The sequence below is a fragment of the Caulobacter sp. KR2-114 genome (assembly GCF_049446115.1).
Taxonomy (GTDB): domain Bacteria; phylum Pseudomonadota; class Alphaproteobacteria; order Caulobacterales; family Caulobacteraceae; genus Acaudatibacter.
Genome location: NZ_JBMSEC010000002.1, coordinates 806,882 through 827,189 on the forward strand (window position 1 = coordinate 806,882; position 20,308 = coordinate 827,189).

Annotated in this window: 18 protein-coding genes; 11 read left to right on the forward strand and 7 right to left on the reverse strand. The window is 69.9% G+C overall.

The genetic code is table 11. The features are described 5' to 3' along the window. Window positions 1–6: 6 nt before the first annotated feature. Both ACO2Q3_RS10010 and ACO2Q3_RS10015 read left to right on the forward strand, forming a co-directional pair. On the forward strand, window positions 7–1,824 hold the full coding sequence (locus ACO2Q3_RS10010) for an ATP-binding protein (protein WP_423306420.1): 1,818 nt from the start codon (window positions 7–9) through the stop codon (window positions 1,822–1,824). A gap of 106 nt (window positions 1,825–1,930) precedes the next feature. Beyond that, entirely contained in the window at window positions 1,931–3,121 is a 1,191-nt protein-coding gene (locus ACO2Q3_RS10015) for a CaiB/BaiF CoA transferase family protein (protein WP_423306421.1), read from the forward strand. Window positions 3,122–3,127: 6 nt separating this feature from the next. Here the strand turns inward: ACO2Q3_RS10015 and ACO2Q3_RS10020 are convergent, their stop codons facing one another. Next, window positions 3,128–3,967 (reverse strand): transglycosylase SLT domain-containing protein, encoded by an 840-nt coding sequence (locus ACO2Q3_RS10020; protein ID WP_423306422.1) that lies wholly within the window; start codon window positions 3,965–3,967, stop codon window positions 3,128–3,130. A gap of 312 nt (window positions 3,968–4,279) precedes the next feature. On the opposite strand from ACO2Q3_RS10020, the gene ACO2Q3_RS10025 reads away from it, so the two are divergent. Continuing rightward, the gene (locus tag ACO2Q3_RS10025; protein WP_423306423.1) at window positions 4,280–4,999 is read left to right on the forward strand and encodes a TonB family protein; all 720 of its coding nucleotides are present in this window, start codon (window positions 4,280–4,282) and stop codon (window positions 4,997–4,999) included. Here ACO2Q3_RS10025 and ACO2Q3_RS10030 read toward each other — a convergent pair. Both ACO2Q3_RS10030 and ACO2Q3_RS10035 read right to left on the reverse strand, forming a co-directional pair. Then, window positions 4,996–6,048 carry an NAD(P)/FAD-dependent oxidoreductase gene (locus ACO2Q3_RS10030; protein WP_423306425.1) on the reverse strand — a complete coding sequence of 351 codons (1,053 nt, stop codon included), beginning with the start codon at window positions 6,046–6,048 and terminating at the stop codon, window positions 4,996–4,998. The genes ACO2Q3_RS10025 and ACO2Q3_RS10030 overlap by 4 nt on opposite strands. Before the next feature lie 51 nt (window positions 6,049–6,099). Then, the gene (locus ACO2Q3_RS10035; RefSeq protein WP_423306426.1) at window positions 6,100–7,386 is read right to left on the reverse strand and encodes a cytochrome P450; all 1,287 of its coding nucleotides are present in this window, start codon (window positions 7,384–7,386) and stop codon (window positions 6,100–6,102) included. Between the two features lie 374 nt (window positions 7,387–7,760). On the opposite strand from ACO2Q3_RS10035, the gene ACO2Q3_RS10040 reads away from it, so the two are divergent. From ACO2Q3_RS10040 to ACO2Q3_RS10050, 3 genes are all read left to right on the forward strand, one after another. Next, window positions 7,761–8,165, forward strand: a complete 405-nt coding sequence (locus tag ACO2Q3_RS10040; RefSeq protein ID WP_423306427.1) for a helix-turn-helix domain-containing protein — start codon at window positions 7,761–7,763, stop codon at window positions 8,163–8,165. A 280-nt stretch (window positions 8,166–8,445) separates the two neighbouring features. Next, on the forward strand, window positions 8,446–10,365 hold the full coding sequence (locus tag ACO2Q3_RS10045) for a flavin-containing monooxygenase (protein ID WP_423306429.1): 1,920 nt from the start codon (window positions 8,446–8,448) through the stop codon (window positions 10,363–10,365). 92 nt (window positions 10,366–10,457) lie between these two features. Beyond that, the gene (locus ACO2Q3_RS10050; protein WP_423306430.1) at window positions 10,458–10,853 is read left to right on the forward strand and encodes an SRPBCC family protein; all 396 of its coding nucleotides are present in this window, start codon (window positions 10,458–10,460) and stop codon (window positions 10,851–10,853) included. 95 nt (window positions 10,854–10,948) lie between these two features. Here ACO2Q3_RS10050 and ACO2Q3_RS10055 read toward each other — a convergent pair whose 3' ends face one another. Further along, the gene (locus ACO2Q3_RS10055) at window positions 10,949–12,199 is read right to left on the reverse strand and encodes an NAD(P)H-dependent flavin oxidoreductase (RefSeq protein ID WP_423306936.1); all 1,251 of its coding nucleotides are present in this window, start codon (window positions 12,197–12,199) and stop codon (window positions 10,949–10,951) included. Between ACO2Q3_RS10055 and ACO2Q3_RS10060 the strand changes: the two genes are divergently transcribed. The 3 genes from ACO2Q3_RS10060 to ACO2Q3_RS10070 are packed head-to-tail and all read left to right on the forward strand — an operon-like array spanning window position 12,101 to window position 14,214. Beyond that, window positions 12,101–12,943, forward strand: a complete 843-nt coding sequence (locus tag ACO2Q3_RS10060; protein WP_423306431.1) for an alpha/beta fold hydrolase — start codon at window positions 12,101–12,103, stop codon at window positions 12,941–12,943. The genes ACO2Q3_RS10055 and ACO2Q3_RS10060 overlap by 99 nt on opposite strands. 30 nt (window positions 12,944–12,973) lie before the next feature. Next, a complete protein-coding gene (locus tag ACO2Q3_RS10065; protein ID WP_423306432.1) occupies window positions 12,974–14,026 on the forward strand; it encodes a DUF7064 domain-containing protein in 1,053 nt (350 codons plus the stop codon). An 8-nt stretch (window positions 14,027–14,034) separates the two neighbouring features. After that, on the forward strand, window positions 14,035–14,214 hold the full coding sequence (locus ACO2Q3_RS10070; RefSeq protein WP_423306433.1) for a rubredoxin: 180 nt from the start codon (window positions 14,035–14,037) through the stop codon (window positions 14,212–14,214). On the opposite strand, the gene ACO2Q3_RS10075 is transcribed toward ACO2Q3_RS10070, so the two are convergent. After that, on the reverse strand, window positions 14,211–14,351 hold the full coding sequence (locus ACO2Q3_RS10075) for a hypothetical protein (protein WP_423306434.1): 141 nt from the start codon (window positions 14,349–14,351) through the stop codon (window positions 14,211–14,213). The genes ACO2Q3_RS10070 and ACO2Q3_RS10075 overlap by 4 nt on opposite strands. Window positions 14,352–14,556: 205 nt before the next feature. Here ACO2Q3_RS10075 and ACO2Q3_RS10080 point away from each other — a divergent pair, with 205 nt between their 5' ends. Continuing rightward, window positions 14,557–15,384 (forward strand): crotonase/enoyl-CoA hydratase family protein, encoded by an 828-nt coding sequence (locus ACO2Q3_RS10080; protein WP_423306435.1) that lies wholly within the window; start codon window positions 14,557–14,559, stop codon window positions 15,382–15,384. A 440-nt stretch (window positions 15,385–15,824) separates the two neighbouring features. On the opposite strand, the gene ACO2Q3_RS10085 is transcribed toward ACO2Q3_RS10080, so the two are convergent. Together ACO2Q3_RS10085 and ACO2Q3_RS10090 are read right to left on the reverse strand one after the other, a co-directional pair. Continuing rightward, window positions 15,825–17,945 (reverse strand): PQQ-dependent dehydrogenase, methanol/ethanol family, encoded by a 2,121-nt coding sequence (locus tag ACO2Q3_RS10085; protein WP_423306436.1) that lies wholly within the window; start codon window positions 17,943–17,945, stop codon window positions 15,825–15,827. 67 nt (window positions 17,946–18,012) lie between these two features. Then, window positions 18,013–18,729 (reverse strand): hypothetical protein, encoded by a 717-nt coding sequence (locus ACO2Q3_RS10090; RefSeq protein ID WP_423306437.1) that lies wholly within the window; start codon window positions 18,727–18,729, stop codon window positions 18,013–18,015. A gap of 137 nt (window positions 18,730–18,866) precedes the next feature. Between ACO2Q3_RS10090 and ACO2Q3_RS10095 the strand changes: the two genes are divergently transcribed. Beyond that, window positions 18,867–20,267 carry an FAD-binding oxidoreductase gene (locus ACO2Q3_RS10095; protein WP_423306438.1) on the forward strand — a complete coding sequence of 467 codons (1,401 nt, stop codon included), beginning with the start codon at window positions 18,867–18,869 and terminating at the stop codon, window positions 20,265–20,267. The last annotated feature ends 41 nt before the right edge of the window (window positions 20,268–20,308 follow it).

Sequence of the window (20,308 nt, forward strand, 5' to 3'; positions counted from 1 at the left end):
CCCGCCATGTCCTCCGCCCTCCCCGGCGACGCCGCCCGACCGGCCCCGCACAGCGAGGCCGAGGCCCTGACGCTGCAGGCGCTGGACGCCCAGCAGGCCCTTCTGCCGCAGGCGCTTGGCGTGTTCGCCGTGTGCCTGCCGTTCTACGTCTGGGCCGGGTCCTACGCCGCCAACAGCGAGGTGATGGCGGCGACCTTCTCGGTGTTCGCCATCAACTGGGGCGCCTTCTACATCATCGTGAACTGGCTGAAGCGGCCGGAGGCGCGGGATGTCGCCCGCCGTCAACGAATCCAGATCCTCGGCGGGCTGCTGTGGGCGGGAGCCGTGGCGCAGATCGCGGCCATGGGCGCCGGCGCCGGGGCCGCGGGCCAGACGATCATGATGATGGCCGCCGCCGCGGCGGTGATCTGCCTGTTCTTCGCCGCCACCTCGCTGCCGGGCCTGCTGATCGTCGGCCCCGCCGCGATGGCCGGTCCGCTGCTGGCGATGTTCGTGCGGCCGGAGTCGCGCCAGGACGGGGTGATCACCTGGGGCGCCTTCGCCCTGGCCTTCCTGCTGGCCCTGCTGATGAACCGCAACCTGCGCCGCCAGTTCGTCATGGCCGCCGACCGCGAACGCCTCTCGACCGAGCGCGAGCGATCGCTCGCCGAGGCCGAGCGGCTGGCGCGCTCAAAGTCCGATCTCGTGGCCACCCTGTCGCACGAGATCCGCAACGGCCTGACCGGCGTCGCCCACGTGCTGGCCGCCGCCGCCGGGCAGAACGGGCGCGCCGCCCCCTCGCGCGAGCAGCTGGGCGCGGCCCTCGCCGCCGCCAACGACCTGATCGCCGTGCTGAACGCCACCCTGGACACCGAGACAGCGCAGGCCGGCCGCCTGACCGTCGACGCCGCGCCGTTCGACCCTGTGAGGACGATGCGCGAACTCTCCGTCCAGGTGCGCCAGCAGGCCGCCGCCAAGGGGCTGGAGTTCTCGCTCTATGTGGAGCCCGAGCTCGAGGGCCGGCGGGTGGGCGCGGCCGTCGCCGACGTGGTCCGGGTTCGCCAGGTGCTGGCGAATCTGCTGTCCAACGCCGTGAAGTACACCCTGCGCGGCCGGATCGAGGCGCGGGTCGAACGCAAGGGCGAGGGCCGTCTGACCATCGCCATCGCCGACACCGGCCCCGGACTGACTCCCGAGGAGCTGCGCGTGGCCTTCGAACCCTTCAAGCGGGTGGCGCGCACCGCGGCCGGGGTTTCCGGCGCGGGCCTGGGCCTGTCGCTGTCGCGCCAGCTCGTGCGCCTGATGGACGCCGCCCTGGTCGCCGACAGCGCCGTGGGCGTCGGCAGCTGCTTCACCCTGGAGCTGCCCTACGACAGCGCCGCGCTGATCGATGCCGAGGACGAGGACGAGCGCGCGACGATCGAGGGCCCCGGCGGCCTGCGCGTGCTGATGGCCGAGGACGAGGCGCTGAACGCGGCCATGCTGCGCGGGGTGCTGGAGCAGCTGGGCCACAAGGTGGTGCACGCGCAGAACGGCCGGCGCGCGGTCGAACTGGCCCGCATCGTCGACTTCGACGTGATCATGCTGGACGGGCGCATGCCCGAGATGGACGGGCCTGAGGTCGCCCGGGCGATCCGCGCCCTGCCCGGGCCGGCGCGGGGAATCGGAATCGTCGCCATGATCGCCGGCGACGCCGACGAAGCCCGCGAATGCCTGGACGCCGGGGCGGACACAGTGATGCGCAAGCCGGTGACGGTCAGCGGCGTGGCTCGCGCCCTGGCCGAGATCGCCCGTCGCGCGGCGCCCGCGCTCGCCCCCGCGACCGGCCCTCGGGCGGTCGCCTGAGCCCTGCCCTCGCGGCGCCTATCGCCCCCGCCCCGCAGCCGCTAAACCGCCAACAGGCGGCGGCGCGACGCGTCGCCGCAGGCGAACCGGCGGCAGGGAGGCCAGGGTGCTCGAAGGTCTGAAGGTCGTGGAGTTCTCCACCTATGTCGCCGGTCCGAGCGCGGCGATGGTCATGGCCGACTGGGGCGCCGAGGTGATCAAGGTGGAGAGCCGCAGCGGCGATCCCACCCGCCACACCTTCTCCGCCTCGCCGCACCTGAAGCACAACCCGGTCTTCGAGTTCGAGAACCGCGGCAAGCGCGGCGTCGTGCTGGACATCAGCAAGCCTGGCGGCCGCGACGCCCTGGTGCGGATCCTCAAGGACGCCGACATCTTCATCACCAACCTGCGGCCGCGGGCCCTGAAGCGGGCCAAGCTGGACTTCGCCTCGGTGCACGCCGAGCTGCCGCGGCTGATCTATTGCAACGTCACTGGGTACGGCCTGGAGGGCGAGGCCGCCGACATGCCCGCCTTCGACATCGCCGCCTTCTGGAGCCGGGGCGGCGTGGCCAGCTCGACCATCCCGCGCGGCGTGGAGCCGTTTCCGATCGGGCCGGGCGTCGGCGATGAGATCTGCGCCCTGGCCACGGTCTCGGCCGCCCTGGCCGCGGTCAACGAGCGCGCGCGCACCGGCGTCGGCCGCCAGATCGAGACCTCGCTGCTGCGCACCGGCGTGTTCGCCAACGGCTGGAACACCGCGATCCAGCTTCGCTTCGGCAAGGTGGCGGCGACGCGCTCGCGCCGGGAGCTGTTCAATCCGCTGTCCAACTACTGGCCGACCGCCGACGGCACCTGGGTGTGCACCGTCACCCGCCACGGCGCCGACGACTGGGCCGGGATCACCAGCGCGGCCGGCCTGCCGCAGCTGATGGAAGATCCCCGCTTCGCCACGCCGCGCGACCGCACCCAGAACGCCGCCGCCCTCATCGACGCGCTGGACGACGGCTTCTCCAAGCTGTCGCTGGCCGAGGTGGGCGCGCGCCTGACCGCCGGCGACGTGATCTGGGCGCCGATGCAGAACCCCGGCCAGGTCGCCGGCGACCCGTGGGCGCAGGCCGCGGGCTGCTTCACCGAGGTGGAAGAGGACAATGGCGAGCGCTACCTGGCGCCGGCGGGGCCCGCCCGACTGCCCGGTCAGCCGGAAAGCGTCAAACGCACCGCGCCGGGGCTGGGCCAGCACACGCGGCAGGTCCTGGCCGAGGCCGGCTATTCGGCGGCCGAGATCGAGGCGCTGATCGCGGACGGCTCGGCGGTCTGACGGCCTTCAGCCGCCGTGGCCGCGGCGCGCTTCGGAGAGCACCTGGAGCATCTCGGCGGAGAACATCGCCCCGGCCGCGCGGCTGGTGGCGCTGGCGCCCACGTCGTCCACCGACTGAGGCCCGCGCAGGATCAGGTCCACCACTTCGCGCTGGGCGGCGACCCGGTCGGCGCGGCGGGCGGAAGCGTACTGCACGAACGCCTTGTCATCCTCCTGCGCCGGCTGGGCGGCGCCCATCGGGCGGCTGGCGCCCGGCGCGGCGGTCAGGTTGGCGTAGACTTCGGACACCGTCGCCGAGCGACCCTGACGGTAGAAGATCGTGGGATTGGCGTGCGCGGCGTCGGGGAACAGGGCCGAGGCGGCCGCCCCCGGCTGGCTGTGCGCCGCCTCGATCAGCTTGGCCGATCCGGCGGCGCCCAGGAAGTGGGCGATGTACAGCTCCCCCGCCGTCGGGTCGCGCCCCACCCGTCCGCGCAGGTAGGAGGCGTGGTCCGCGGTCAGTTCGCCGGCCATCAGCGCCGAGGCGCGCGGGTCGAGCCGCAGCGCCATCACCGCCTGCCGCGCGTCCGAGCCGTTGATCCGCAGCCGCCCGTCGCCGCCGGTCTCGATCAGGTCGGCATAGCGGGCGTAGCCGTGGCGCGCGCCGTACTTCTTCAACGTCGAAAGCCAGGTCTGCTCGGTGAACTGGTAGAGGCCGGCCGCAGACGACGTGGGCGCCTTGGCCGCGGGATTGTAGCCGCTCTCGCGCTTGGCGGTGCCCAGCAGGAAGCCGAAGTCCACGCCCGTGGCGTTGGACGCGCTCTGGATCGCCGCCTCGACGACCCCGCGGATGGACTCAATGGGCATGGCCTCATTGGTGGCGGGTTATGGTTAAAGGCGGCTTAACCATGTTCGCGCGCGGCGCGGCGCGCACCCCCGCGCGCGGCCTTGGGCGGCGCGAGCAAATGCGTATTCCCCCTCCGCATCTCCACAAACGCCCGTTCGTATCTTGGACTGCGCGTTCCACTCAAGTCCTGGATAAATGGACTTTCCGCCTAAACTACCAAATCCGCAGTAACTAAACCGCGATAACTGCCGCCCGGCACAGGACGGATGCTTTACAGGCGCAAACGACAGCCCGACGCTTCCCACAACTATAATCGAACCAGGGAGGTTCGCATGGTCATCCGGGAACCCATCAACGGGGCCGTCTTCCACTCGATCGCCGGCGACACGCCGCGGCGCAAGATGTCGCGGGGCATGAGCATCGCCATCGGCGCCTCGATCGTCGCCCACGTGGCGGTCGGCATCTATCTGTACAACGCCAACTTCAACGTGCCGAAGCCGCTCGCCGAGCCGGAAGACCCGCCGACGATCATCGACATCCAGCACCCGGTGAAGCAGACGCCGCCGCAGCCTGTGCAGAAGCAGATCCCGCATCCGACGATCCATAATCCACCGCTCGTGCCGGACGTCCCGCATCCCGATCCGCTGCTCGTCGACGTTCCGCCGAAGACGACCCCGGCGCCAGCCGACCCGCCCCGGACGCTCACCCCTCCGAACGTGGTCGTCGCGCCGCCCCAGCCGCAGCCCAAGCACATCACCCGTCCGGACTGGCTGAGCCGGCCCAGCGCCGACGAGGTGAACCGCTGGTACCCGGAGCGGGCGATCCGCATGAACATGTCCGGCGCGGCGACCTTGCGCTGCACCGTGGCCGCCAACGGCTCGGTCTCGGCCTGCACGGTGCTGAGCGAGACGCCGGCCGACTACGGCTTCGGCGCGGCGGCGCAGAAGCTGGCGCGGTACTTCAAGATGCGGCCGCAGATGGAGGATGGTCAGGCCGTCGCCGGCGGCACGGTGGAGATCCCGATCAAGTTCCAACTCAGCGAGGGCAACTAGCCGAAGCGTCGAGGATCGAAGCCGGCGGGGAGCTGCGGCTCCCCGTCCGAGAGCAGGGCGTCGGTCAGCGCCCGGGCGATCAACGGAGCCAGCAGCCAGCCATTGCGGCGCGCGCCGCCGGCGATCCACATGTCCGGCGTCGTCGAGCGCCCGGCCAGCGGCAGGTGGTCGGGGGTCTCAGCCCTGACGCCGGCCGCGGCGACCAGCCCGGCCCCATCCAGAGCCGGGAAGGCCGCGCGGGCCTGATCCAGCAGCCGCGCCACCACCTCCGGCTCGATCTCGGTGTCGCAGCGGCCCGGCTGCATGCTGGCGCCGACGATGGCGCCGCCGGGCGATGGGCAGAGATAGCCGCGCGCCAGGCGCACCATCGGCCCAGCCGACGGTCCCCCGGCCAGGCGCAGGATGTGCCCCTTGATCGGCCGCAGCGCCTTCAGCTCGGGGACCGCCTCGGCCAATCCCACCGCCGCGCCGGTGGCGACCACCAGCCGGTCCGCGGCCCAGGTCTCGCCGGCCTCCAGGCGGACCACACCCGCCGAATACCCGGCGATCCGACCGAGGACGCGCCGCACCGATCCGGCGCGCGCCACCGCAGCCAGGACTGCTGCAGGGTCGATGCGGAAGTCGCCGGTCGTGAACAGTGCGCCGTCGGCGGCCTTCAGCCCCGAGACCAGCGCCTCGGCTTCGCCGGCCGACCGTCGCGCGACGGTCGCCCCAAGGCGCTGAGCGGCGGCTTCCCAGGCTTCCAGGGTCTCGGCCGTCGCCACAGCCAGGGCGCCGGCGCGGTCCGGCTGCACGCCGATGCGGGCGCTGAGCGGGCCCCAGAGCGCCGCCGCCTCGCTCAGCACGGCGAAGTCCACGCCTGTGTCGCCGTCCAGCAGCGCCTCGAACACCGGCGCCACCATGCCGGCGGCCACCGCCGAGGCGTTCGGCCGCCCGCCGGGGTCCACCAGGGTCACCTCGGCCCCGGCGTCCGCCAGGAACAATGCCAGCACCGAGCCCAAGGCCCCTGCCCCGGCCACGGTCACCTTCATGCCGGTCGGTCCGCTCATGCCCCCTTAGCAGCGGGACAGGGCGGCCGGGTCAACCCCGGGCGGCGAAGATCAGGCGAACTGGTAGCGGATCGGCAGGCGCTTGGGGCCGCCGACGAAGGCGCCGGCCGAGCGCGCCGGCTCGCCGGCGAACTCCAGGGACTTCAGCCGCGGCAGCAGCTCCTCCCAGAGAATCCGCATTTCCATCTTCGCCAGATGCTGGCCCAGGCAAAGGTGCGCCCCATAGCCGAACGCCAGGTGCCGGTTGGGCGTACGCTCCGGACGGAAGGCGTCGGGGTCCTCGAACACCTCCTCGTCGCGGTTGCCGGAGGGATAGGCCAGCCACAGCCAGTCGCCCTTGCTGATCTTGCGGCCGCGCAGCTCGGTGTCGGCGGTGGCCGAGCGCATGAAATGCTTCACCGGGGTGATCCAGCGGATGGATTCGTCCACCAGGCCTGGGATCAGCGACGGATCGGCCTTCACCTTGGCGAACGCCTCCGGATACTGACACATGCCCCACACGGCGCCGGCGGTGGACGAGGAGGTAGTGTCGTGGCCGGCGGTGGCGACGATGACGTAGTAGCTCATCGCCTCGAAGTCGTTGATCGGCTCGCCGTTGATCTGGCCATTGGCGATCACCGAGGCGACGTCGTTGCGCGGATTGGCCTTGCGGTCATCGGTCAGCTGCTTGAAGTACATGAAGAAGTCGGCGATCACCGCCTGCAGCTCCAGCATCGCCGCGTCGTTGTCGCGCCCCTCCGCGCCCGAGCGGTTCAGTTCCGGATCGCCGGCTCCGAACAGTTCCTGGGTCAGCTTCAGCATGCGGGGCTCGTCCTCGGGCGGAACGCCCAGGATCTCCATGATCACCCGCAGCGGGTAGGTCAGGGCCACGTCGCGCACGAAGTCGCACTCGCCGCCCAGCGAGGCCATGTGCTCCACGTGGGCGCGGGCGATGCCGCGGATGCGGTCTTCCAGGCCACGGATGTTCTGCGGCAGGAACCACGACTGGGTGAGCAGCCGGTACTTCGGATGATCCGGCGCATCCATCTGCACCAGGGTGCGCAGCAGGTGCGGACTGCCGCCAGTGCGCTCGCGGACATAGCGATCGCCCTCTATGGTGGTAAATGTCGTTGGCATGTCGCCAGAATGGAAAAGGTCGTTCTGCCGGCTGATCTCGAGGATGTCGGCATGCTTGCTGACCACCCAGAATGGGTACACGCCGTCCAGTTCAGCCCGGCCGAGTGGATTATTGGCGCGCAGCCAGCGGAACGCTTCGAGCGCCGGAGCGTCTTCAGCATAGGCGGCCGGCGCAATCACCGCCGTCGCGATGTCCTTAGGAATGACGATGTCGGCCGTCATAAAAACGTCTCCCCGAAACGCGTGTATCTACACTCTATTCAGCGACCGGCGCCGCCACGGCAGTCAACCACAACCTTTCGTTCAAAGATACATGCGCTCCACCATCTAGAATCTGGAGATATATTCTCTGTTTCGAAAACGACACCGGCCAGAGCGGTCGAATTGTTGGAAGTAGAGCTCAGAGTGGAATCATGGTTTCAAACCCGACGCATCGGTGCGTTGAGCCGCAAGGCCCTTTGGTGGATGCTTGGATCGGTGGAAGCCGGACAAGTTGTGATCTTGGCGTCAATTCCCCTTTCACGCGCGCGCCCTAGCGTTTTTCACTTTGGGGCTGTAAGCGGGGTAATTCCCGCCACTTCTGGAGAACGCTGATAATGCAGGCTGTTAATCGCGAGGGACCGGACCCGATCGACGTCGCCGTCGGCGCGCGCGTTCGGATTCGCCGTCGCTGGCTCGGCCTGAGCCAGACCCAACTCGCCAACGCCCTCGGCATCACCTTTCAGCAGGTGCAGAAGTACGAACGCGGCGCCAACCGCGTTTCGGCCTCCATGCTGGTGAAGATCGCCGCGAAGCTGGAGACCACCGTGGCCGCCCTGGTGGGCGAAGACGGCTCCGCGCCGGTGGAAGCGATCATCTATGCCCAGCTGGCCACGCCCGGCGCCACCGACCTGCTGGCCGCCTTCGCCAAGATCAGCGACGGCGAGGCTCGCCGTGCGGTGCTGACCATCGCCCAGGCCCTGACCGGCGAAGGCGCCGCCCGCACGCACGCCGCGGCCTGAGCCGCGCGCGTCGCATCGCCGCCGGACCCGGGCGCCGCGACGGCGCCCTTGACGCCGGCGCCACATGAGGGCGCCATGCCGGTAACCGCGCTCTGAAGCGCCGTGACCGCGCCGCGCCGCGGATCCCTGTCGGACCCGGCCCGGAAGGCGCGCCGCCGCCCGCGGCGGCCGCGCGCCGGCAGGTCGGCAGTCTATAGGCGGCTGGGGCTTAAGGGGGCGGGAAGACAATCGGGTTCACAACAGGCGAAACCGCCGACGGACCCGCTAGGGAAGGAACACCATGCCCCTGGACTACGCCACCAATCTGGACGAGGCGATCGACGCCGCCCACCTGCCCGCCCTGATGACGGCCCTGGTCCACCTGACCGGCAACACCCATCACCTGAAGCCCGAATGGCGCCCCGCCTACGCGCCGATGGACCGCAACAACATCGGCGTGCCCGACGAAGAGCAGGCGATCATGCGCGCCTTCGCCAAGGGGGTGATCACCGACTACCTGGAGGGTCGCCGCCAGCCGGTGGGCGACCTGGCCTCCGAGGCGATCCGGCCGATGATGGACTACATCACCGGCGTCGACATCCCGTCCAGCTACCTCGACTTCCTGGAGGACGAGCTGGACCTGATGGGCGAGAGCAGCAAGCGTCCGAAGTGGGAGACGCCGAAGCTCAAGGCCGCTGCGGCGAAGATGAAGGTGCTGGTGATCGGCGCGGGCATGTCCGGCATCCTGGCGGCGATCAGGCTGAACGAGGCGGGCGTCGGCTACACCGTGGTCGAGAAGAACGCCGACGTCGGCGGCACCTGGCTGGAGAACACCTATCCAGGTTGCCGGGTCGACTCATCCAACCACTTCTATTCCTATTCCTTCGAGCCCAACCACCTGTGGCCGCAGCACTTCTCCACCCAGCCGGTGCTGCTGAAGTACTTCCAGGACGTGGCCGAGCGCTATGACCTGAAGAAGCACGTGCGCTTCCAGACCGAGGTCGAGGCGCTGACCTTCGACGAGGCGCGCGGCGTCTGGCAGGCCACCCTGCGCACGCCGCGCGGGACCGAGACCCTGGAGGCCGACGCGGTGATCACCGCGGTGGGTCAGCTGAACCGCCCGCGCCTGCCGGACATCGAGGGCCGCGACAGCTTCAAGGGTCCGGCGTTCCACTCCGCGCGCTGGGATCACGACGTCGACCTGACGGACAAGCGCGTGGCCGTGATCGGCACCGGCGCCAGCGCCTTCCAGTTCGTGCCGGAGATCGTCGGCAAGGTCGGCCACCTGGAAGTCTTCCAGCGCACGCCGCCCTGGTGCTTCCCCACGCCGCACTACCACGAGGACGTCGCGGAGGGGAAAAAGTGGCTGCTGGAGAACATCCCCTACTACGACCGCTGGTACCGCTTCTGGCTGCTGTGGATGGCCACCGACGGCCTGCTGCCGGCCGTGCGCGCCGATCCCGACTGGACGGGCCCCGCGACCGCGGTCAGCGAGGCCAACCAGGCGTTCCGCGACATGATCGCCGAAATCCTCCGCGGCCAGGTGGCCGGACGCGAGGACCTGGTCGACAAGGTAGTGCCGCAGTACCCCCTGGGCGGCAAGCGCGCCCTGCTGGACAACGGCGTCTGGCTGGCGGCCCTGCAGCAGCCCAACGTCGACCTGGTCACCACGGCGATCAGCAAGATCACCCCGGACGGCCTCGTCACCGACGACGGCGTGCTGCATGAAGCCGACGTGATCATCTACGGCACCGGCTTCACCGCCTCGAAGTTCCTGTCGCCGATGAAGATCACCGGCAAGGGCGGGATCGAGCTGCACCAGCAGTGGGCCGGCGACCCGCGCGCCTACCTGGGCATGACGGCGCCGAACTTCCCCAACCTGTTCATGATCTACGGGCCGAACACCAACATCGTGGTCAACGGCTCGATCATCTTCTTCTCCGAGTGCTCGGTGCGCTACATCCTGGGCTGCCTGGAGCTGCTGGCGGAAACCGGGGCCAAGACCCTGGAGGTCCGCCAGGACGTGCACGACGCCTTCAACGAGAGGGTCGACGAGGGCAACAGGCTGATGGCCTGGGGCTCGCCCAACGTCACCAGCTGGTACAAGAACGAGGCCGGTCGCGTGACCCAGAACTGGCCCTTCGCCCTGGTCGACTACTGGCGCGCGACCCTGAAGCCGAACCCCGAGGACTTCGTGCTGAAGGAGCCGGCGACGGCCTAGCGCCGCCTCCCCGATGATGTCCGGTTTCCGCCAGCCACACGGCTGGCGGGCCGGCACACTGGCGTCCTGACACGACATCAGGAGACGCCGGCATGGCCTCGATTCACAAAGAGATTTCGCTCGCCTCGACGCCAGAGGCGGTGTGGGACGTGGTGCGCGACATCGGCGCGGCGCACACCCGCTTTGCGCCCGGCTTCGTCACCGACACGACGATGGACGGCCCCGACCGCATCGTCACCTTCGCCAACGGCTTCGTGGCCCGCGAGGTGATCGTCGACGTCGACGAGACCGCCCGCCGCCTGGCCTATTCCGCCCGCAGCGAGCGCCTGGCCCACCACAATGCCTCGTTCCAGGTGATCGCCGAAGGTGAGGGCAGCCGACTGGTCTGGATCGCCGACGTCTTGCCCCAGGCCGCGGCCGAGACGGTGGGCGCGATGATGCGCGAAGGCATCCAGGCGATTGCGGCGGCGATGAATGGCCGAGCCTAGGCGCCTATCCTCACCTCACCGCGATGGCGCGCACCGACTCCCTTCTCCCGCAAGGGGAGAAGGAGCCCAGACACTGGCCGACGCCCGCGAAGTGACTAAGCCGTCGCCGCTGCCCGCCCGTACTGCCGCTGCAGCGCCGCCAGCTCGGCCTCGAACTCGGCGACGGTCTCGGCGATCACCTGGGCGACCGGCTTGATCTCGTCGATGCGGCCGGCGACCTGGCCGGACAGGGCGATGGAGGCCTCCATGTCGCCGCCGAAGTACAGGTCCAGGGCGTTGCCGAACTCGGCCATGATGTTCTCCGGCGGCGTCTTCTCGTAGGCGCTGGTCTTTTCGGTGCGCAGCGCCCGCAGCGCCGGCCCGGGGCCGAAGCGGTTGAGGAACACCGTGTCGGTCTCCTTGGCCTCCAGGATGGCGGTCTTCCAGTTGCCGTGCACCGGGCTCTCGGCCGCCGAGACCATGCGCGTGCCCATCTGCACCCCTTCGGCGCCCAGGGCGAAGGCGGCCAGCATGGTGCGACCGTCGACGATGCCGCCGGCGGCGATCACCGGGACCTTCACCCTGGAGCAGACCAGCGGCAGCAGCACCATCGAGGCCACGTCGCGGCCGTTCTTGAAGCCGCCGCCCTCGCCGCCCTCGACCACCAGCCCGTCGACCCCGGCCTCGATCGCCTTCAGCGCCGCCGCCAGCGACGGCACCACGTGGAACACGGTCAGGCCCGCGGCCTTCAGCGCGCTGCAATAGCGATTGGGATCGCCGGCCGAGGTGGTGACGAACTTCACCCCCTGGTCGACCACGAACGAGACGATGTCGGGATCGCGCACGAAGGCCTGGGCGATGTTCACCCCGAACGGCTTGCTGGTGAGGGTGCGCATCTTCCTCACCTCCTCGCGCACCTCGTCGAGGCGGCCGGAGGAGGTCTCGATGACACCGAGCCCGCCGGCGTTCGACACCGCAGAGGCCAGCTGCGCGCGGGCGATCCAGCCCATCGGCGCCTGCACGATCGGGTACTCGACGCCCAGCAGTTCCGTGATGCGGTTGTTGATGGCCATGGGCTCCCCGATCGTCTCGTCTTTGCGTGGGTTTGGTTGTTTGCAATCGATCTGGCCACAGTGACCCAGCGCGAGGCAAGGCCCTGCGCCGCGGGCGCCTCCGCGTGGCAGGGGCCCGCGCGGCTTCCCTGGCGACAGGCTTGCCAGCCTGCCCCCGCCCGCCGGACAATGGCTGAAACACGACGGGAGCGCGCCATGCCGACAGCCATCGGGAACGGGGTCGAGCTGGAATACCAGGTGTTCGGGGCCGGCGGGGCGGAGACCTTCCTGCTGATCAACGGCCTGGGCTCGCAGATGACCCGCTGGCCGGCGGACTTCTGCGGCCGGCTGGCGGACGCCGGCTTTCAGGTGGTGCGGTTCGACAACCGCGACGTCGGCAAATCCACCTGGCTCACCGACGACCAGCCCTACACCGTCGAGGACATGGCGGCCGACGCCATGGCGGTGCTGGACGCCGTGGGCGTGGCCAGGGCGCACATCGTCGGCATGTCGATGGGCGGGATGATCGCCCAGACCGTCGCCTCCGACTTTCCCGAACGCACCCTGTCGCTGACCAGCATCATGTCGGCCACGGGCAATCCGGACCTGCCGCCCGCCACGCCCAAGGCCTGGGCGGTGATCAGCCAGCCGGCGCCCGACCCCAAGGACCGCGAGGCCTACCTGGCGCACGCCGTGGAGAACGCCGAGACCATCGGCAGCCCGGCCTATCCCTGGCCCGAGGGCGCCCTGCGCGAGCGCGCCGAACAGGAGCTGGCGCGCGCCTTCAACCCGGCCGGCGTGGCCCGGCAGATGGGGGCGATCCGCGCCTCGGGCGACCGCCGCGCCAAGGTCAGGACCATCACCGCCCCTACGGTCGTGCTGCACGGCGCCGAGGATCCGCTGGTGCCGCCCGAGGGCGGGCGCGACACCGCCGCCCTGATCGCCGGCGCCGAGCTGCGCGAGATCCCGGGCATGGGCCACGACCTGCCGCCGGCCCTCTACGAGACCTTTCTGCAAGCCATGCTGCGCGCCGCCCAGCGCGCCCACGCAAACGCCTGACGTCGAACCAAACCCCTTCAGGAGCCTTCCATGGCCGACGACGCCCCCCAGTTCATCACCCGCCTCGAGCCGCAGGACGAGTACACCCACGAGCCAGACGCCGCGGCGAACTACAATGAAAGCATGTACTTCAACGTCTTCGACCACGGCTCGAGGGCGGGCGGCTGGTTCCGCATCGGCAACCGGCCGAACGAGGGCTACGCCGAGATGAGCGTCTGCCTGTACCTGCCGGACGGGCGTATCGGCTTCATGTTCGGCCGGCCGAAGATCGATCACAACCGCGAGCTCAACGCCGGCGGCCTGAAGATCGAGGTGATCGAGCCGTTCAAGCGCCTACGCGTGACCTATTCGGGCAAGGTCTGCCTGATGGCGCGGCCGTTCGACATGGCCGACCCGTCCAAGGCGTTCCGCGAGAACCCCACCCTGCCCTGCACGGTGGAGCTGGACTACGAGGGGGTCTCGCCGATGTACGGCGGCGAGACCGTGCGCGCCGACGGCAAGCCGCGCGAGATCGACCCCGAGAAGTCGTTCGCCAAGGCGCACTACGAGCAGCACGTGGCGGCCAAGGGCTTCTTCCAGATCGGCGAGGAGCGCTTCGAGATCGACGGCTTTGGCCTGCGCGACAAGTCGTGGGGGCCGCGGCACTGGTCGGCGATCAACTGGTATCGCTGGTGCCCGCTGAACTTCAGCCGCGACTTCGGCATGATGCTGTCGGTGGTCACCGGCGAGGACGGCAAGCCGCGGCAGGGCGGCATGGTGTTCAAGGATGGGGCCTACGACCTGATCACCACCTGCGAGATGGACAGCGACTGGGACGAGCACGGCTACCAGACCGCCCTGCGCGCCAGCGTCCGCACCAAGGGCGGCAAGGCCTATGAGGTGACCGGCAAGGTGCTGTCGCTGATCCCGCTGCGCAGCCGGCGCAAGGGCCCGGACGGGACCGAGCTCAACACCCGCATCACCGAGGGAATGACCGAGTATCGCTGCGGCGACCTGGTGGGCTATGGCCTGTCGGAATACCTCGACCAGATCGAGGACGGGCAGCCCAGCGGCAAGGTGGCGGAAGCCGCCGCCAAGGCCTGAGGCGCGGGATGACCGTCGAACCGTTCAAGACCTACCAGTGCGCCACCTGCGGCTTCATCTATGACGAGGCCGAGGGTCTGCCGGCGGAAGGCTTCCCGCCCGGCACGCGTTGGGCCGACATCCCGGCCAGCTGGAACTGCCCGGACTGCGGCATGTCCAAGAGCCAGTTCGAGATGGTGGAACTTTAGGACGGGTCCTTCTTCTCCGGCGGCACGGGAATCGACACCGGGTCGCTGGCGGGGAAGGATTCCTCGAGCGCCTCGTCCAGCAGGTCTTCCTCGTGCTCGGCGGCGTCGTTCGCGGGGGACTTCGGCGGCTTGCTCATGCGGGGACTCCAGACGCTCGGCGCCGATAAGCCGCCTCCCCGGGCGCGAAATCAAGGCCGACCGCGCGCCCGCGGCGCGCCTGGACAAGCGGCGCCGCGATCCGACAACGCCCGCCGACACCCCCCTGGCAACGCCTCCCCGACAACGCCCCTTGCGGCGCCGCAGGGACAGCCCGCTATGCTGCGCGCAAACGGGAGGATTTCCATGAACGACCGCATCACCATGACCATCGACCGCGGCGTGGCGGACGTGCGCCTGGTGCGCGCCGACAAGATGAACGCCCTGGACGACGCCATGTTCGAGGCGCTGGTGACCACCGGCGAGCAGATCAAGAACGACCCGTCGATCCGCGTCGTGGTGCTGTCGGGCGAGGGCCGCGGCTTCTGCGCCGGGCTGGACATGGGCAACTTCGGGCGCATGGCCGACGGCTCGCGCGGCGACGGCGCCAGTCGGCCGAAGTCCGACAACCTGGGGCTTTCCAGCCGCACGCATGGCATCGCCAACCGCGCGCAGTACGCCGTGTGGGTGTGGCGCGAGATCCCGGTGCCGGTGATCGCCGCCGTGCACGGGGTCGCCTTCGGCGGCGGCTTCCAGCTCGCTCTGGGGGCGGACATCCGCTACGTGGCGCCCGACACGAAGATGGCCGTCATGGAGATCAAGTGGGGCCTGATCCCCGACATGGCCGGCACCCAGATCATGCGCCATCTGGCGCGCGAGGATATCGTCCGTGAGCTGACCTACACCGGGCGCATCTTCTCCGGCGTCGAGGCCAAGGACTACGGCTTCGCCACCCGGGTGTGCGACGACCCGCGCGCCGACGCCCTGGCCCTGGCCCGCGAGATCGCGGGCAAGAGCCCCGACGCCATCCGTGCCGGCAAGCGCCTGCTGAACGAGGCGGTGATCACCGATCCGCGCTCGGGCCTGATCCAGGAAACCGTCGAACAGGTGGCCCTGATCGGCAGCCCGAACCAGGTCGAGGCGGTGATGTCCAACCTGCAGAAACGCGAAGCCAACTACGCCGACCCGGCGTGATCTGGCGTCCTCCCTCCCCTTCATGGGGAGGGAAAGATCGCCCACCCTCCCCTTCATGGGGAGGGACAGATCGCGAAGCGATCAGGGTGGGGAAGTGAGGTGTCGGGTGCGGGCTCATCCAATGAGTCCGCGCGCCGGCCGGTGCCCCCCACCTGCCCGCTTCGCGGGCCCCACGAGCTAGGGATGCACATTGGCGAAGACGGCTCGATTGCCCTCCCCTTCTCCCCTTGCGGGAGAAGGTGGCCCGCGTCAGCGGGTCGGATGAGGGGTTGACGGAGCCTTCGCGACTATCCTGGCGAAGGCGGCGCAGCACCAACCGGAAAGGCGCGTCGACCCCTCATCCGTCTTGCTGCGCAAGACACCTTCTCCCGCAAGGGGAGAAGGGCTTCGCAACGCGGCATCGACATGTGTGAACCGCCTGGACCCCACGAGGGGGAGGGCTATTTCGCCCCGCCCGCCGCCTGGTACGCCCGCGCCTGTTGCAGCAGATAGGCGCGGATGGATTCCACCTGCGCCGGGGTCAGGTACTTGGCGAAGCTGACCATGCCGTTCTGCCGGCGCGCGCCGTCCAGCACCACGGATTTGAAGTTGTCCGCGGTGACGATCATCGGCGAGTTGCGCAGATTGGGCAGGTAGGTCCCGCTGGCCCCGGGGCCGTGGCAGACCGAACAGTTGGACAGGAACAGACCCCGGCCTTCCTCGGCGTTGCCGCTGGAGGCGGCGCCGGTCAGGTCCACCTTGACCACCGCCGGCTTCGGATAGGCCGGCACGGTGTCCTTGCCGCCGATCTTGAACACCAGCAGCCGCCCCGGCAGGCGCGGCCGGTCGGGCAGCGTCCAGCTGGCGGCCAGCGGCGCGGCGCCGCCGTAGCCGACCATCACCGCCACATACTGTTCGCCGTCGATCTCGTAGGTCATCGGCGCGGCGACCACGCCGTTGCCGGCGTCGTACGACCACAGCAGCTTGCCGTCCTTGGCCGCATAGGCCGAGAACTTGCCCTCGGCCGCGCCCTGGAACACCAGGCCGCCGGCGGTCGCCAGCACGCCCGCGTTCCAGAAATAGGGGTGCTGCACGGTCCAGCGCGCCTGCTGCTTCACCGGGTCCCAGGCGATCAGCATGCCCTTCAGCATCGCCTTGGTCGCCGCCTGCTGGGCGGCCGGCGGCAGGTCGGTCAGGCCGAAGTCGATGCCGACGTTCCAGGCGCCGTCGTGATAGGCGAACTTGGAGTCGTTGCCATAGCCGAACGGCACCTCCATGGCCGGGATGTAGACCAGCCCTTCCTTGGGGTCGTAGGCCATCGGCTGCCAGTTGTGGCCGCCGTAGGGGGCCGGCAGCACCACGTCCGGCTTGTCGACGAAGCGCGCGGCCGGGTCCTCGATGGGCCGGCCGGTCTTCATGTCCACGCCCTTGGCCCAGTTGATGGTGATGTAGTTCTTGGCCGAGATCAGCTGGCCGGTCTGGCGGTCCAGCACGTAGAAGAAGCCGTTCTTGGGCGCCTGCATCAGCACCTTGCGCGGCTTTCCGTCGATGGTCAGGTCGGCCAGGATGATGTGCTGGGTGGCGGTGTAGTCCCAGCTCTCGCCCGGCGTGGTCTGGTAGTGCCAGACATAGGCGCCGGTGTCGGGGTTCAGCGCCACGATCGAGGACAGGAACAGGTCGTCGCCCTTGCCGCCCGAGCGCTTGACCGCATTCCACGGCGAGCCGTTGCCGGTGCCGACGTACAGCAGGTTCAGATCGGGATCGTAGGCCATCGAGTCCCAGGGCGTGCCGCCGCCCCCGGAATGCTTCCAGACGCCGTCGCCCCAGGTCTTCTGCGCCTTGGCCGCCAGCACGTCGTCGGAGGCGGCCCCGTCGGGCTTACCGTCCGGGTTGGGGGTCATGTAGAAGCGCCAGTCGAGCTTGCCGGTCGCCGCGTCGTAGGCCGACAGGTAGCCGCGCACGCCGTACTCGGCGCCGCCGTTGCCGATCAGCACCTTGCCCTTGATCACCCGCGGCGCGCCGGTGATCGTATAGGGCTTGGACTGGTCGACGGTGACCACCGACCAGTCGACCTTGCCGGTCTTGGCGTCCAGGGCGATCAGCCGGCCGTCCAGCGCGCCGACGAACACCTTGCCGCCCCACACCGCCACGCCGCGGTTGACCACGTCGCAGCAGGCCGAAAAGCCGCGCTGCCCGTCCACCTTGGGATCGTACGACCACAAGAGCTGACCGCTCTTGGCGTCGAAGGCGAACACCTTGGACCAGGCCGTGGTGGTATAGAGCACCCCGTCCGCCATCAGCGGCGTGGCTTCCTGGCCGCGGTCGGTGTCGAATTCGTGGTGCCAGGCCAGCCCCAGCTGGCCGACGCTGTCGGCGTTGACCTTGGTCAGCGGGCTGAAGCGCTGTTCGGAATAGGTGCGGCCGGTGGTCATCCATTCGCCGGCGTCGGCGTCCGCGCCGTTCAGCCGCGTGGCGTCCACGCCCTTGGGCCCTGCATGACAGGCCCCCAGCAGCAGCCCCGCCCCCAGGGCGATCGCCGCCCACAGTTTCGCCTGCGCACCCTTGGCCCGATCTCGGCCCATGCCCGCCTCCCCCGATGATGTCCTCCGGCGCCGCTGTGTCGCGGCGTCCGGATGCGCACATTCACGCTTATTTCGAGGGTGTCAAAGCCTCGCCGCCAGGCTGGCGGGATGGAGAGGGCGTATCGAGCGTCGCCCGGGTATAGGTCTCGACCACCACGCTGAACGGCGCTCCGTCCGGCGTCGACAGCACGGCGGTGTTGCGGATCACCGCATAGGGCAGCGGCAGCTGCGGCGGCTGGCCCGGGACCACCGGCGCCGCATCGCCGGGCGACGGATCGAAGGGATGCAGCAGGATGCGCGAGTCCACCGCCTGGCGGTGGAAGTCCAGCGCCTTCACGGCCACGCCGAACGGGGTGTCGGTCTCGTCCAGCGCCTTGTTCATCTCCGGCGTCAGCCGGGCCGGCAGGTACCAGTTGTCGGCCTCGGACAGCACCTTGTCGGCGCACATCAGCTTGACCCGGCGATAGCGGATCGGCGTGCGCGGGCCGGCTCCGAGCAGGCTGCGCACCTCGGGCGTCGCGGGCTTGGCGGTGGCGACGTCGCGCAGGGCGCGGATCCGCGCCGGCTCGGCCCAGTGGTGCGCCTCGCACCAGAGACGCAGGGTCTCGGTGGCGCTGTCGCGGCTCTGCAGGGCCGCCTGCAGCCGCTGCACCTCGGTCAGGGCGTCCAGGCGGCCGGCGTAGGTGTCCGGAAAGGCCGGCGCGACCGAAGGCGCCAGCAGGGCGCAGGCCAGGACGGCGAACGGCGCGGCCCGGCGCGACCGCAGAAACACGAGCGTCTTCATCGTCCGCGGTCTCGCATGACCGCCCGGGGTTCGTCGAGACCAGGGCTTGAGCCTCATCAATGCCGCGGCGCGCACCCCACGGCAGTATGATGCCGCAGTGGCCGAAAGGCCCCGCCACACGAAGCCCGGGAAACGCCATGGTCTCCGACATGCTGCTCGCGCGCCTGGAAAGGGCCGTCGGAAAGGACGCCGTCGTCGCCGGCGAGGAGGCCGCCAGGGCCGGGGCCGGCAGCTGGGGGCGGATGGGCGCGCCGGCGGCGGTGCTGAAGCCGACGTCCGTGCAGGCCGTCTCCGAGGCGCTGAAGATCTGCCACCAGTACAGCATCCCGGTCACGCCGTGGGGCGGACGCACCGGACTGGTGGCCGGCGCCTGGGCCGACCACGACGTCGCCCTCTCCCTGGAGCGCATGAACAAGGTCGAGGTGGTCGACGCCGACAGCAACTCGATGGTCGTCCAGGCCGGCTGTCCGCTGCAGGCGGCCTGCGCGGCGGCGGAGGCCGAGGACCTGTTCTTCCCGCTGGATCTGGGCTCGCGCGGCTCGGCCACCATCGGCGGCAACATCGCCACCAATGCGGGCGGCAACCGGGTGATCCGCTTCGGCATGATGCGCGAGAACGTGCTGGGGCTGGAGGTGGTGCTGGCCAACGGGACCATCGTCAGCGCCATGCACCACCTGATCAAGAACAACGCCGGCTATGACCTGAAGCAGCTGTTCATCGGCTCGGAAGGCACGCTCGGCGTGATCACCCGGGCGGTGCTGCGCATGCGCCCCCTGCCGCAGAGCCAGGACGTGGCGGTGGCGGCGGTGAACGACTTTTCGTCGCTGCCGAAGCTGCTGCGCCGCCTGGACCGCCAGCTGGGCGGACGGCTGTCGGCGTTCGAGGTGATGTGGGCCGACTTCTACCGCCTGGTCACCACCGCGCCGGCGCCGGGGCGACCGCCCCTGCCCCCGGGCCACGCCTATTATGTGCTGATCGAGGCCCTGGGCGCCGATCCCGGTCCGGACGCCCAGGCCTTCGAGGCGGCCCTGGCCGCGGCGCTCGAGGCCGGAGAGATCGCCGACGCGGTGATCGCCAAGGACCAGGCCGAGCGCGATGCGCTGTGGGCGCTGCGCGACGACGTGGGCCAGGTGGCCCGCGACGGCCCGGTGCTGACCTTCGACGTCTCCCTCGGCGTCAGCCAGATGCAGAGCTATGTGGCCGAGGTGCGCGCCGCCCTGCACCGCTGGCGGCCGGACGCCACCCTGACCGTGTTCGGCCACCTGGGCGACGGCAACCTGCACCTGATCGTCGGAGCCTCGCCGCTGCATCGCTACGACGTGGAATCGATCGTCTATCGGCCGCTGCGCGACCGGCTGGGCTCGATCAGCGCCGAGCACGGCGTCGGCCTCGACAAACGGGCCTGGCTCTGGGTGACCCGCAGCGCCGAGGAGGTCGACGTGATGCGGGCGATGAAGCGGGCCCTGGATCCGCTCAACATCCTCAACCCCGGTAAGATTTTTGAAGTCCCGGTAGGTCAGCCGTCGGTTTTCAGTTGAGTTCGTCGTCGGCCGGCATTGAAATCCTCCGCAAAGAACAC

Bases quoted from the DNA above. Each gene is read 5' to 3' on its own strand.
- ACO2Q3_RS10010 (WP_423306420.1), top strand. From the start codon at position 7: ATGTCCTCCGCCCTCCCCGGCGACGCCGCCCGACCGGCCCCGCACAGC.
- ACO2Q3_RS10020 (WP_423306422.1), bottom strand. From the start codon at position 3,967: ATGCCCATTGAGTCCATCCGCGGGGTCGTCGAGGCGGCGATCCAGAGC.
- ACO2Q3_RS10025 (WP_423306423.1), top strand. From the start codon at position 4,280: ATGGTCATCCGGGAACCCATCAACGGGGCCGTCTTCCACTCGATCGCC.
- ACO2Q3_RS10030 (WP_423306425.1), bottom strand. From the start codon at position 6,048: ATGAGCGGACCGACCGGCATGAAGGTGACCGTGGCCGGGGCAGGGGCC.
- ACO2Q3_RS10035 (WP_423306426.1), bottom strand. From the start codon at position 7,386: ATGACGGCCGACATCGTCATTCCTAAGGACATCGCGACGGCGGTGATT.
- ACO2Q3_RS10040 (WP_423306427.1), top strand. From the start codon at position 7,761: ATGCAGGCTGTTAATCGCGAGGGACCGGACCCGATCGACGTCGCCGTC.
- ACO2Q3_RS10045 (WP_423306429.1), top strand. From the start codon at position 8,446: ATGCCCCTGGACTACGCCACCAATCTGGACGAGGCGATCGACGCCGCC.
- ACO2Q3_RS10050 (WP_423306430.1), top strand. From the start codon at position 10,458: ATGGCCTCGATTCACAAAGAGATTTCGCTCGCCTCGACGCCAGAGGCG.
- ACO2Q3_RS10060 (WP_423306431.1), top strand. From the start codon at position 12,101: ATGCCGACAGCCATCGGGAACGGGGTCGAGCTGGAATACCAGGTGTTC.
- ACO2Q3_RS10065 (WP_423306432.1), top strand. From the start codon at position 12,974: ATGGCCGACGACGCCCCCCAGTTCATCACCCGCCTCGAGCCGCAGGAC.
- ACO2Q3_RS10070 (WP_423306433.1), top strand. From the start codon at position 14,035: ATGACCGTCGAACCGTTCAAGACCTACCAGTGCGCCACCTGCGGCTTC.
- ACO2Q3_RS10075 (WP_423306434.1), bottom strand. From the start codon at position 14,351: ATGAGCAAGCCGCCGAAGTCCCCCGCGAACGACGCCGCCGAGCACGAG.
- ACO2Q3_RS10080 (WP_423306435.1), top strand. From the start codon at position 14,557: ATGAACGACCGCATCACCATGACCATCGACCGCGGCGTGGCGGACGTG.
- ACO2Q3_RS10085 (WP_423306436.1), bottom strand. From the start codon at position 17,945: ATGGGCCGAGATCGGGCCAAGGGTGCGCAGGCGAAACTGTGGGCGGCG.
- ACO2Q3_RS10090 (WP_423306437.1), bottom strand. From the start codon at position 18,729: ATGAAGACGCTCGTGTTTCTGCGGTCGCGCCGGGCCGCGCCGTTCGCC.
- ACO2Q3_RS10095 (WP_423306438.1), top strand. From the start codon at position 18,867: ATGGTCTCCGACATGCTGCTCGCGCGCCTGGAAAGGGCCGTCGGAAAG.